General features: G+C 72.0%; 10 protein-coding genes and 1 tRNA gene. 5 read left to right on the top strand and 6 right to left on the bottom strand.

Features of this window, described 5'->3' with window-relative positions:
* Positions 1-37: 37 nt before the first annotated feature.
* Positions 38-559 (bottom strand): DUF309 domain-containing protein, encoded by a 522-nt coding sequence (locus ACIRP2_RS32550; RefSeq protein ID WP_404256630.1) that lies wholly within the window; start codon positions 557-559, stop codon positions 38-40.
* A 108-nt stretch (positions 560-667) separates the two neighbouring features.
* On the opposite strand from ACIRP2_RS32550, the gene ACIRP2_RS32545 reads away from it, so the two are divergent.
* The 4 genes from ACIRP2_RS32545 (at position 668) to ACIRP2_RS32530 (ending at position 5794) form a co-directional block, all read left to right on the top strand.
* Positions 668-3301 (top strand): ATP-binding protein, encoded by a 2634-nt coding sequence (locus ACIRP2_RS32545; RefSeq protein ID WP_404256628.1) that lies wholly within the window; start codon positions 668-670, stop codon positions 3299-3301.
* A gap of 50 nt (positions 3302-3351) precedes the next feature.
* A tRNA-Pro gene (locus ACIRP2_RS32540) sits at positions 3352-3425 on the top strand.
* 223 nt (positions 3426-3648) lie between these two features.
* Positions 3649-4128 (top strand): hypothetical protein, encoded by a 480-nt coding sequence (locus ACIRP2_RS32535; protein ID WP_404256625.1) that lies wholly within the window; start codon positions 3649-3651, stop codon positions 4126-4128.
* Positions 4129-4567: 439 nt separating this feature from the next.
* Entirely contained in the window at positions 4568-5794 is a 1227-nt protein-coding gene (locus ACIRP2_RS32530) for a cytochrome P450 (protein ID WP_404256623.1), read from the top strand.
* 57 nt (positions 5795-5851) lie between these two features.
* Here the strand turns inward: ACIRP2_RS32530 and ACIRP2_RS32525 are convergent, their stop codons facing one another.
* Positions 5852-6502 carry a formylglycine-generating enzyme family protein gene (locus ACIRP2_RS32525; protein ID WP_404256621.1) on the bottom strand — a complete coding sequence of 217 codons (651 nt, stop codon included), beginning with the start codon at positions 6500-6502 and terminating at the stop codon, positions 5852-5854.
* A gap of 342 nt (positions 6503-6844) precedes the next feature.
* Positions 6845-7606 (bottom strand): metallophosphoesterase family protein, encoded by a 762-nt coding sequence (locus ACIRP2_RS32520; protein WP_404256619.1) that lies wholly within the window; start codon positions 7604-7606, stop codon positions 6845-6847.
* 316 nt (positions 7607-7922) lie between these two features.
* Between ACIRP2_RS32520 and ACIRP2_RS32515 the strand changes: the two genes are divergently transcribed.
* Entirely contained in the window at positions 7923-9029 is a 1107-nt protein-coding gene (locus ACIRP2_RS32515; protein WP_404256617.1) for a PP2C family protein-serine/threonine phosphatase, read from the top strand.
* A 4-nt stretch (positions 9030-9033) separates the two neighbouring features.
* Here ACIRP2_RS32515 and ACIRP2_RS32510 read toward each other — a convergent pair whose 3' ends face one another.
* From ACIRP2_RS32510 to ACIRP2_RS32500, 3 genes are all read right to left on the bottom strand, one after another.
* Positions 9034-9534, bottom strand: coding sequence for an NUDIX hydrolase (locus ACIRP2_RS32510; RefSeq protein WP_404256615.1), 501 nt, complete (start codon positions 9532-9534; stop codon positions 9034-9036).
* 182 nt (positions 9535-9716) lie between these two features.
* Positions 9717-10616 (bottom strand): hypothetical protein, encoded by a 900-nt coding sequence (locus ACIRP2_RS32505; RefSeq protein WP_404256613.1) that lies wholly within the window; start codon positions 10614-10616, stop codon positions 9717-9719.
* A complete protein-coding gene (locus ACIRP2_RS32500; RefSeq protein ID WP_404256611.1) occupies positions 10613-11626 on the bottom strand; it encodes an SPFH domain-containing protein in 1014 nt (337 codons plus the stop codon). Before ACIRP2_RS32500 ends, ACIRP2_RS32505 begins: the two co-directional genes overlap by 4 nt.
* Positions 11627-11765: the final 139 nt, after the last annotated feature.

Raw genomic sequence — 11765 nt, 5'->3', positions numbered from 1 at the left:
GCCACCGGCCGTGCGTCGCCGCTCCCGATCGTGCGGGCTACGGTTCCAGGGGCCGCAGACGGGGAGCCTCGACGGCCGCGTCCACGGGTTCGGCACTCGCCCGCCGCGCATCGGCCGCGCCGCCGCCCGGCTCCACCCGCCCCGCCAGCTCTCCGGCCCAGCCGATCAGCCCGTCGACCCCGATTCCGTGAGGCCGGGCGGCTCCGTACTCCGCGAGCGCCGCCGCTCCGCGCCGCAACAGCCGGGCCCCGCCGGTCGCGTTGCCCCGCGCCGCGTGTGTCAGTCCCACGGCCAGCTGTGCGAGGCCGCGCCACAACTCCCGCTCCGCCACCGGCCGCGACTTCCACGCGTCCTCGAACACCTCGTGCGCATGGAACGGCATCCCCGCGTCCAGCAGCCGCTGTGCCTCGCACAGGGTCTCCTCGGGTGTACGCGCGACCCCCTCCGGCTGCCGCTCCACTCCCGGAGTCCCGTACGGCAGCGGGCGTCCCAGTCCGTCACGGGGGCGCGCATTGCGCGCCCGGCCCTCGGCATCGCGGTCGCGGTGAGTCTCGTCCACCCCTCGATTGTGCCCCGCACCTGCGGCGAACTGTCCGAACCGCTGTCCGTGGACCCCCGCGCACGACTAGTGTCGACAGTCATCCGCACCACTTTGGGGAGGGTAGGGATGAAGCAGTCCCGGCCGCTGTACGAGCGCGAACCGGAACTCGCCGCTGCCGCACAAGCCGTGGATGCCCTGTGCGGCGCCCAGGCGGCCGGCGGGCTGCTGATCTTCAGCGGTGAGGCAGGCATCGGCAAGACAGCACTGCTCGCCGAGATCCAGGCGATGGCCGCCGACCGCTGCACGGTCTGGTCCGCGCGCGGCGGCGAAACCGTCACGTCCGTGCCGTTCCACGTCGTACGCCAACTGCTGCAGCCCGCCCTCGACCAGTTCCCGCCCGACGAGGTGCGGACCCTGTTCGGGGCCTGGTACGAGATCGCCGCGCCGGCCCTCGGGCTCGCTCGGCCGACCGGCCCGCAGGCGGATCCGCAAGGTGTCCGGGACGGCCTCGACTTCGTCGTCTCCCGCCTCGCGTCCCGGCTCAGCCACCGTCCGCTGCTGCTCGTCATCGACGACGCGCACTGGGCGGACGGCGAATCCCTCGCCTGGCTCGCCTCGTTCACCGCCCGCCTCGGTGAACTGCCCGTCCTGGTCGTCCAGGCCCACCGGCCGGAGGAACTGGCGGCGCGGCAGAAGGAGAGCGCAGTGGGCGGCTCGCACCCTTCCCAGGTCCGGGTGGCGCTGCGCGCCCTCACCCCGGACGCCACCGCGGAGCTGGCCCGTGCGGCCCTCGGGGAACACGCCGACGATCCGTTCTGCCGCGAGGTGTGGGCCGTGACCGGCGGCAACCCCTACGAGGCGGTCGAACTCGTCGCCAAGGTCCAGGACCGCGAGCTGGCGCCGCTGGAGGAATCGGCCGGGCTGCTGCGCGAACTCGGCGCGTCGGCCCGTGGCAGTGGCCTCGTCGCGCGGCTCGAACGGCTCGGCACCAATGCCAACCGGTTCGCCTGGGCCGCCGCGGTCCTCGGTACGGACATCTCGCAGGATCTCGCCGCCACCCTCGCCGGAATGAGTCCCGCCGAGGCGGCCGACTGCACGGCGCGGCTGCGCGAGGCCCGTATCGTCACCGGCTTCGACCCGCTGGAGTTCGTCCACCCGCTGATCGCCACCGCGGTGTACCGCTCGATCCCGCCGGCCACCCGTACCGCCATGCACGGCCGGGCGGCCTGGGCGATCACCCGGGCCGGCCTCGGTGCCGCGGCGGCTTCCCGGCACCTGCTCGAAGTGCACCCGGACGACGACCAGGAACTGGTCGAACAGCTCCGCGAGGCAGCCAAACAGCACCTCGCGGTCGGCGCTCCGGAGGCGGCCCGGCGCTGCCTCGAACGCGCCCTGGAGGAACCGCCGCGCCCACGCGTGCAGGCAACGCTGCTGTACGAACTGGGCTGCGCCACGCTGCTCAGCTCCCCAGCCACCACCGTCCGGCATCTGCGGGCCGCCCTCGACATGCCCGGACTCGACGACGACCAGCGGGTCGACGCCACCTACCGGCTGGCGGCCGCGCATTCCCACAACAACCAGCTGAAGGATGCGGCCACCGCCCTTGCCGCCGAGGCCGCGCGCACCGCGCCCGGCCCCGGCCTGATGAGGCTTCAGGCCGCCCACTTCCTCTGGGAGGGCATGCAGTCCACCGAGGACGACGGACCCGCCCGCTCCAGCAGACTCGCCCGCAACGCCGACCATCTCTCCGGCCGCGACAACGCCGAGCGCGCCCTGCTCACGCTCCGCGCCTTCGACGCCATGATGCGCGGCGAGAACTCCCAGCTCATCGTCGACCTCTGCGAACGTGCCCTGGTCGACGGCCACCCGGCCCGCGGACTCGGCTGGACCGACACGGAATGGGGCTTCGAGCTCCCGACCCTCGTCGGCATCACCTACGCCTTCACCGACCAGCTCGACCGTGCCGAGGAACTCTTCGGCGAGGCCGTCAGAGCCTTCGAGATCTCCGGCTGGAGCGGTGCCCACCTCGCGTTCGCGCACACCCTGCTCGGTCTGGTCCACCGCCGCCGCGGACGACTCGCGGAGGCGGAGGGCTTCCTGCGTGAAGGACTGCGCCTCGCCGACCGTGTCGGCAGCGGGCTCCCCGTCCACTGGGACGCGGCCTGTCTCCTGATCGACACGCTGACCGCCCGCGGCCGTGTCGCGGAGGCCCGCGAGATCGCCGATCGCTACGACTTCGGTCCGCCCTATCCCAGCGCGATGGTGCTGCCCGACGCCCCGTGTCTGCGCGGTCGGCTGCTGCTGGCCGAAGGCCGTACGGAGGAGGCGGTCACCGAACTGGAAACGGCCGGCCGCGCCCTCGAAGCACGAGGCAGGTTCAACGGCGTATGGGCTCCCTGGGCCGGCGATCTCGCCCGCGCCCTGGCCGAGGAGGACCCGGGCCGCGCCGCCCGGATCGCCGCCTCCGCCCGGGTGCACGCCGAGCGCTTCGGTACGGACACCGCGATCGGTGAGGCCCTGCGCTGTGTCGCGCTCTTCGCACGCCCGGAGGACGCCGTCCATCTGCTGGCCGAGTCGGTCCGTCATCTGGAGGCCTCCCCGTCCGCGTACGAACATGCCCTGGCTCTCGTCGACTACGGCATCGCGATCCGCTCCCCGCGCGAACTCGCCCGGGCCCACAAACTGGCCACGGCATGCGGTGCCGAATCCCTGGCCGACCGCGCCCACCAGGCACGGGCGTCGATCCGGTCCTCGGAGTGAGGTAATGTTTGTCCTGCGCAGCCGCCCGGGAAGACCGGGGGGAATCGCATCGGGACGTGGCGCAGCTTGGTAGCGCACTTGACTGGGGGTCAAGGGGTCGCAGGTTCAAATCCTGTCGTCCCGACTCATATGAGTCGCAGGTCAGAGGTCGTTTGCGGAGTGATCCGGAACGGCCTCTTGATCGTTTGTAGGGTCCGACCGGGGATCGGTTCCTGACGGGGTGACAGCGCATCCCGACCCGGTCGAAGTGCGCTGCGGACAGAGGGGCATTCGGGGACCGATCGCGACGGTGTTCCCGCTCTCCCCGGCTCCTGGTCGTGACCCGGCGTCTCGGTAGAGTGCGCCAGGTGGGTGACATCTATGAGTTGGTGGTCACGGTCGATCTGCGCGACGAGCTCTCCGAGCAGGAACTCGCCGAGCTGCGCTGGCATCTGGGAATCGGGCCACAGCCCGAGCGCCTGTCCGTCGTGACCGGGTTCCCCTTCGTGGCCGTGGACGACTCGGGGGATCCGGTGGTCGTGGACGAGCCTCGTCCCCTGCTGGCGGAGAGTGGCGCCGCCTCACGTGTGGGCGGAGTGCTCTGCTCGGCGCTGGCCGGTCGCGCGGACCTGCCCGGGAAGGGCTGGTCGCTGACCTCCCGACAGGAGATTCACCCCGACGACTTCGACCTCGTCGGCGAACTGCTCAGCTGGCTGGCGGCCCGAGCGCACAGCACCCACCTGATCGCGGACCACGCCGCGGTCCGGATCGGCTGCATCAGGTTCCACGAAGCCCTGACGCCGGATGTGCTCACGGTGGAGAACGGGCAGGTCGACTGGCCGGCCTGAGGGCCGACGTCACCCGGAGGCGCATGGTCCGGGAATCGACACAGCAGCGCCGACAGCACCCGGCTCGGGGACCTGGAGAGTTCGAGCCCGCTGGGCGTCCTGGGCCGTGCTCCCGGCCATTGAGCACGTCGGGAACCGCGCACAGCCCGTCGATGTCTGTCGCGGCTCGCGCAGACCCTCCGGGACGCGGTCAGGGGCCCGCCGGGCCGAGGTCCCCGTTCCCCGGGTCGGGGGATCGCCCCGACCCCGATCGGCAGGGCCGCACGCGTCGGGCTCGGGCCCGAGACCGTCCGAGGGCGGAGGCCCGGCCGGTGAGCCGTGCCGTGTCGGCCTCGGGCCGCGTGTTCCCTCGATGACGTCCCGGGCCCATTAGGCTGGAGCGAATCGGACCAAAATATACGAATATGAGCAAAGGGGTGCGATGCCCCGAGGAGGCATGATGAGCCAGCAGCCGGTCCTCCTGCCCTATGCCGATCCGGCCTTCGTGGCGGACCCCTTCCCGTTCTACCGGGAACTGCGCCAGGAGGGCCCGGTGCGGCGCGCCGTCGTCATCGGAGGCATGGAAGCCTGGTTGGTCACGCGGTACGAAGACGGCCTCGCGGCGCTGTCCCACCCACAACTGAGCAGTGACGTCCGTGATGCGTCGGATCCCCGGTTCGCCGAACGGCTGCCCACCACCGACCGCGAGTCCGTACTGCGCAACATGCTCCGTTGCGATCCGCCCGACCACACCCGTCTGCGCCGACTGGTCTCCCGGGCGTTCACCGCGCACCGGGTGGCGCAACTGCGGCCCCGCGTCCAGGAGATCGCCGACCGACTCCTCGACGAGATCGTGCCGACCGGCCGCGCCGATCTCATCGAGAGCTACGCACTGCCGCTCCCGGTCACCGTGATCAGTGAACTGCTCGGCGTGCCCGTGACCGACCGGCACGACTTCCAGCGGTGGACCGACGACATGGTCCTGCGAGGGAACGAACCACCGGACCCGGCCCGGGTGGACGGGGCGTGGCGCCGGATGCGCTCCTACCTGACCGGGCTGCTGGATGCCAAACGCGCCCGGCCCGGGGACGATCTGCTCAGCGCGCTGGTCGTCGCCCGGGACGAGCGGCAGGGGCTGGACGAGGACGAGCTGATCGCCATGGCCTTCCTGTTGCTGGTGGCCGGCTACATCACCACGGTCAACCTGATCGGCAGCGGCATCGCCGCGCTGCTCGCCCACCCCGACCAGTTGAGGATGCTGCGGGACGATCCGGCGCTGCTGCCGGGCGCGATCGAGGAGTTCCTGCGCTACGACGGACCGGTCAACCCCGGCATCGCCCGGTTCGCGCGCGAGGACGTCACCCTCGCCGGGGTGGACATCCCGCGCGGCGCGACCGTGCTGATCGCCTCCGCCATCGCAGACCGCGACCCGGAGCAGTTCCCCGACCCCGACCGTCTCGACATCGCCCGCAGGGACAACGCGCACCTCGCGTTCGGACACGGCATCCACTACTGCCTGGGCGCCCCGTTGGCCCGGCTCGAAGGCCAGATCGCCGTCGGCACCGTCCTGCGCCGCCTTCCGCGTCTCGCCCTGGCGGTGCCTCCCGGCGAACTGCGGTGGCGGCCGGGTGGTCTGCGCGGCCCGGAGCACCTGCCGGTCACGTTCACCGCAGGTGCCCCGGCCTGAGCGGGGCGGCTGCCCCGGAGCGGAGGACGGCCACCGGGCGCGCCGTTCATGTCCCGCTCAGTGCGATCGTGCGAGCCGGAACCCCAGGTCGTCGATGCGGAAGGTCGGGTGACTCCTGCGGCGGCAGGACGCCCGGCAGCCGCGGGGGCGGTCGTACGCGCCACCGCCGCGGAAGACGCGGTACGGGCCGTAGACGCTTGGATCGTAGACGTCCCAGCACCACTCCCACACGTTGCCGATCATGTCGTGGAGCCCCCACGCGTTCGGTTTCCTCGTCGCGACATCGTGCACCGTGCCGCCGGAGTTGCCGCGGTGCCAGGCGATCTCGTCCAGCTCTCCGTAGCGGGCGTCGGACGTCCCGGCCCTGCACGCGTACTCCCACTCGGCCTCGGACGGGAGGCGGTAGCCGTCGGCCTCCCAGTCGCAGACCACGTCCTGCCCGTCGGGATCGTCACCGATCACGTAGCAGGGTTCGAGCCCCGTCGCTCGCGAGAGCAGATTGCAGAAACCGACGGCCTCCTTCCAGGAAACCTCCGTCACCGGTGTCAGCGGGCCCGCCGGGCCCGCGGGCGCCTCGCCCCGGACCGCCCGGTACAACTCGGTGGTCACGGGATACGGCGCCAGCCGGAAGGCTCCGACCGCGACCTTCCAGTTCGTTCTGGTGCCCTCGTCCCGCAGGACGATCTCCCCGGCCGGGATGGCTGTCATGTCCTCGGCCACCGTCTGTCGGAGTAAGGGTTCAGGGTTCATCGCTGCTCCTCATGCGCTTCCGATGCGTCGGACCGGCGTACCGCCGACCCGGCAGCGGTACGGGAAGCCGGTCCGGACGTTCGGATATTCGAACAACTGACGGTACCGATCACCGGGGAACGGTGCCGGGGCGGACCGGGGTACGGGCCGTCGTGCCCGCTCTCCGGGCCGCCCGAACCGCTCGCGGCCGATGGGTCGCACCGTGTGCGGCTGCTGCGCGGCGTGGGTGTGGCCGAGGCCGTGGGAGTCACTGCCGCGACCGGTCCGCCCGCTGTGCTCACCGGGTCGCCGAGGGGGATGTCAGGGCGCGTGGTCGCGGCCGTCCCGTGGGGCGAAGGCGTGAAGAGCGTCCTCGTCCGTCGCGCGGGCGTGCAGGAAGTAGTCGGTCCACTCGGAGATTCCGGGAAAGCCGGAGTCCTGTGCGATCTGCGCCGACGCGGTCTCGACGTCGAAGTCCGCGGTGCGCAGTTCGACGCCCGGCCCGAGAACGGCCCAATGGGCCCCCGCTCTTCCGTAGGGCATGCCGACGCTGCCGGGGTTGACCACGAGCCGGCCGTGGGCGAGACGGACGAACGGCATGTGGGTGTGGCCGCAGACCACGGTGCGCACGTCGTCGTCGAGTCCGCCGAGGACCTCCTTCCAGCGGTCGAGGCGGGAGTCGACCAGGACGACTTCCTCGTCGTCACGGGGAGTCGCGTGGCAGAACAGCACCTTCCCGAGTCCGCGCACCGACAGGGAGAGCGACCGGGGCAGCGAGCCGAGCAGGTCGAGATGGTCCTCGCGCAGCTGTTCGGCGGCCCAGGGGGCGATCGGATCGGGGATCGATTCCCGCTGTCCGCGGCGGTATTCGAGGAGTTCGCGGTCGGCGTTGCCGCTGATCCACACGACACGGTCGCCGAGGCCGACGAGCCGGTCGAGGACCTGGTTCGGCTGTGGGCCGGCGGTGATGTCGCCGGTGAGCACGATGCGATCCGCGGCTTGCACGTCCGGATCGGCGAGCACGGCCTCCAAGGCCGGCAGGACTCCGTGGATGTCGGACAGTACGGCTACTCGATTCAGCATGGCCACAAGTGTGCGGGGAGAACGGTCGGGTGCGGGAACGTTCGCCCGGCACATGGCGAGGGCCGAGGCGACCGATGACCCGCGGGGACGGGGCACGAGGCGCTCCCCGTCCCTCGTGTGCGACGTCGTCCACCCGATGGGCGCACCCTCACCGACCACGTCGCCCGGTCCGTTCGGCCCTGCCCGCATGAGCCGACGGCCCCATGGCGGCACGGATCGCGGGGCGGAGGGGACCCGGTCCATCGTTGGGTATTTGCGGGCATCATGGATGGTACGTTCAGTTTTGGGATCCTGGAGGGGGCGACAGGGAGTACAGGTGCAGGAGAGTCGGCGCACAGCGGCGTGGGCGGGCTGGCTGCTCGTCGTGCCGGCCCTGGTGTCGGGTGTGCTGCTGAATGTCTTCGCGCCCCAGCCGTACATGGGGCTTCCGCTGCTGGCCGCGGCGCCGCTGATCGCCGGAGCGATGCTGTCGTTCCGGGCGGGAGTGCTCGTCGCGAGTCTCGCCTGCGGTGTGTCGCTGGTGCTGGATCTCATCCGGCGGCGTTCCACCACGGCGAGCTTCGTCGATCTGGCCGTGATCGGCCTCATCGGGATCCTGGCCCTCGCGGTGAATGTGTTGTTGCAGCGTCAGGGGCGGGATCTCGCGCGGGCCCGGGTCATCGCGGAGGCGGTACAGCTGGCGGTGCTGCCGGACCCACCCTCGCAGGCGGGGCCCCTGGCCGTCGCCGCGGGATACACCGCCGCACAGGCCGAGGCGAGGATCGGCGGCGACCTCTTCGCCGTGCAGGAGACCCCCTACGGCGTGCGCATGATCATCGGGGATGTGAAGGGCAAAGGGGTCCAGGCGGTCGCGGCCGTCTCGGTGGCGATCGGGGCGTTCCGCCAGGAGGCCGAACACGCACCCACGCTCGCCGAACTGGCCCAGCGCCTGGACGACGCGCTGAGCAGGGAGTCCAGCCGCAGCGGAAGCAGGACGTCCGGCGAGGACTTCACCACGGCCGTGCTGGCCGAAGTGCCCGGTGACGGCGCGCTGCTGCGCCTGGTCAACCGTGGCCATCCGGGCCCGTACCTGGTCCACGACGGCGCGGTCGCACGGCTCGACGCCACCCGCCCGCAGCTGCCTCTGGGCATGGGGCTGGGCACGGGGGCCGCGCCGGACGGCGCCACCCTCACCGATGTCTTTCCGCTGCCGTCCGGCGCGCTGCTGCTCCTGATCACCGACGGTGTCACCGAGGCGCGCAATCGCACGGGTGCCTTCTACGATCCGTGTGCGTCCGCCACCCTCACCGGTACCTGCTTCAGGGATCCCGACGACCTGGTCCACGCGGTGACCGCGGATGTCGCACGCTGGACCTCCGACGGCCACCAGGACGACATGGCCATCCTCGCCGTCGCCCGGCGCGGCGCTCACCGGCTCGGCTGAGGGCTCACGAGGCGTCTTCGGCGGCGGAGACGGTCAGCCGGTGCGCCGGAGGGTGTTCGATCGAGAGATCCGGGCGCCAGGCCGCGAGCACCTGCGCCGAGGGACCGAACAACGGCCTGGGCAGTGCGTCGAGTGCGGTCCACTGCCAGGTGCTGATCAGATGCGGTTCGGTCACCCGGGGGCGCCCCGACTCCAGCGTCACCACGGCTGCCATCGACACACGGTTGATCCCCGCCACGACGTCGTGGAGCATGGCGAAAACCCTCACGTCGGCCACATCGACATCCAGGCCCGTCTCCTCGCGGAGCTCACGGACGGCGGCGGCGGCGATGGACTCATGGGTCGGGTCCACCTTGCCGCCGGGGAGCTCCCAGGTGCCGCTGTGGTGTCTGCCGAGCAGCACGCGCCCGTGAGCGTCCTGCACGATGACACCCACGCCGAGCGCCGCCTGCGCCAGTGGTGGACGGGAGTTGCGGGGGAAGGTTTCGTCGGGGGCGGTGTCCATGGTGCTCCTCGCGGGTCGGCGCAGGGTGTCGCGGCGTGGCCTCGGCAGTCCGGTGTACGTGGAAGGAAGCCTACGGACCACGGACCACCGTTCGACCACGGCGGCCGGACAGTGGCTCCCCGGGGTGAGCGCGGAGGGCGCCGACCCGGCGATCGTCCTCGTCAGAGGTGTGGTCCGGGTCGTCAGACCGTCAGCCGCAGCGACGTCGCCGAGATGCCCAGCCGGATCGTCTGTCCCCAGGTCAGGGCCAGCGCGTCCGTCTCCATTCCGTCGCCGAAGACCACCACCCGGTCGGACTCGACGGTGAGTCTCAGCCCCTGTCCGCGCCCCAGTTCGCCCGCGACCAGCGAAGTCCCGGTCGCGGGCGAGGGCCAGGCCTCGCGGACGAACCACAGCAGCCGGGCATCGGTGGGGGCCGGGAGCGGCAGGGCGCTGCGGCGTTCCTGCCACAGTGAGCGGAGCCAGCCCGTGGCACCGGTGCCCGTGCCGACCAGGACACCGGACGAAGCCTGCGGTTCGGCGGCGGCGCCGGGTACGTCGGGGCCGATCCGGTAGCGGGCGGTCTGGTGGCCGGGCGGACCGAGATAGATCTCGTTCAGGGCGAGCAGGCGCTGGGTGTCGTCGGCGACCGCCTCGACCATGGTGAGCTCGTCCGCCGCGCCGACGGGGGACGCGGCCGCCCGCAGCAGGCCGGCCGCGTCGGAGGGACGGTGGCGTACGAGCACCCCCGGATTGCGTCCGGGATCGGTGTCGATGCCCACGACGGGCTGCCCGGACAGGTACTTGGCGACATTGGCGACCAGCCCGTCCTGCCCGACGACGACCACCACGTCCTCGGGCGCGAACAGGAAGCGGTCGAGATCGGCGCGCTCCACCCGCGACTGCCGCCACTGGAGCGGTACGGCTGCCGCCACATCGGCGATCGCCTGCCGGGTGTGCCGGTGCCGCCGGGCCACCTCGTCGATGGACCGGCCGCGGCTGGACAGGAAGAACGCGGCTTGGCCGTGCGTGCCGTGCCGGGCCAGCAACTCCTCGTACTCCGTGGTGCGGTGGACCAGGACCGCGCGGGGGGCGAGGCTCATGCCCGGGGCTCGGGATCGGTCCTGCCGAGCTTGCTGAGCAGGCCGGTGAGGACATCGGGGGAGAGGGTGAGGCTGTCGATGCGGGGCAGGTTCTCCGCCAGTCTCGTCGTCGCCAGGGCGTGCAGGGTCGCGGCGTCCACCTCGCCGTGCACCCGCAGCCAGGCAGCCTGGGACTCCGCGCGTGCGGCGCCGACCTCGCGTGCGGCCTCGGCCTCGGCTCGGGCCAGGCGTACCTTGCGTGCCGCCTCGGCCTCGGCACGCACCGCGTCGGCCGCCGCGTTCTCCTCGGCCTCGCGCCGGGAGTTGGTGCCGCGCTGCTCGACCAACTGCTCCTCGCGGCGGGCGAGTTCGATCTGGCTTGCCAGCTCGTTCTCGGCGATGGCCCGTTCCCGTTCCACGGCAACGGCGCGGCGTTCATAGGTGGCCCGGTCGGCCTCCTGCTGGATCTGCTCGCGCGCAGGGGTGCGCAGGGCTCGCTCCACCTCGGCCTCGGGACGGATGGCGACCACCCGCACCGCGACCACATCGATACCGGTGGCGGGCAGCCGGGGTTCCGCGGCGAGCCCGGCCGCGACCCGGTCGCGCACCGATGCGACACCGTCCACCAGCGCCTCGGCCAATGCCGTCCTGGCCAGCACGTCCAGCGTGTGCTGCTGAGCGGTCTCGGTGAGCAGCGTGGCGATCTGCTCCAGCGGTGCGCCGCGCCATACCCCGGTGTCCGGGTCGACGGAGAAGTCCAGGCGGGCGGCGGCCTCGGCCGGGTCGCTGATCCGGTACGTCACGGTGGCCTGCACGGTGACGTCCTGGAAGTCGGACGTGCGTGCGTGGAAGGCCATGGCCAACTCCCGGTCGTTGACCGGGACTTCGGAGAGCGCTGCGGTCAGGGAGCGGTACCAGAAACTCAGCCCCGGCCCGTCGTGGGCGAGCCGGCCGCGCTTGTGGTGGCGGATGTGCGCAGTGGGTGCGGAGCGCAGATGGCGCCAGCCGAGGCGCCGGGTGATGTCGGCCATGTCGGAATCCCCTCTGTTCTCGTCATGTAGACGATAAGAGGGGTGGGGCGATATCGTCAAGGGGACGAGAATGATCGCCGGTCCACGCCGGTGCTGTCGGAGGCGGGAGCGGAAAAGGGAGCCGGAGGTTCCTGGGCGA

The organism is Streptomyces sp. NPDC101194 (assembly GCF_044767885.1).
Lineage (GTDB): Bacteria > Actinomycetota > Actinomycetes > Streptomycetales > Streptomycetaceae > Streptomyces.
Note: the sequence above shows the minus strand (reverse complement) of the source record. Positions and strands in the feature narration are given on the sequence as shown.

Bases quoted from the DNA above. Each gene is read 5' to 3' on its own strand.
- ACIRP2_RS32545 (WP_404256628.1), top strand. From the start codon at position 668: ATGAAGCAGTCCCGGCCGCTGTACGAGCGCGAACCGGAACTCGCCGCT.
- ACIRP2_RS32530 (WP_404256623.1), top strand. From the start codon at position 4,568: ATGAGCCAGCAGCCGGTCCTCCTGCCCTATGCCGATCCGGCCTTCGTG.
- ACIRP2_RS32525 (WP_404256621.1), bottom strand. From the start codon at position 6,502: ATGACAGCCATCCCGGCCGGGGAGATCGTCCTGCGGGACGAGGGCACC.
- ACIRP2_RS32520 (WP_404256619.1), bottom strand. From the start codon at position 7,606: ATGCTGAATCGAGTAGCCGTACTGTCCGACATCCACGGAGTCCTGCCG.
- ACIRP2_RS32510 (WP_404256615.1), bottom strand. From the start codon at position 9,534: ATGGACACCGCCCCCGACGAAACCTTCCCCCGCAACTCCCGTCCACCA.
- ACIRP2_RS32505 (WP_404256613.1), bottom strand. From the start codon at position 10,616: ATGAGCCTCGCCCCCCGCGCGGTCCTGGTCCACCGCACCACGGAGTAC.
- ACIRP2_RS32500 (WP_404256611.1), bottom strand. From the start codon at position 11,626: ATGGCCGACATCACCCGGCGCCTCGGCTGGCGCCATCTGCGCTCCGCA.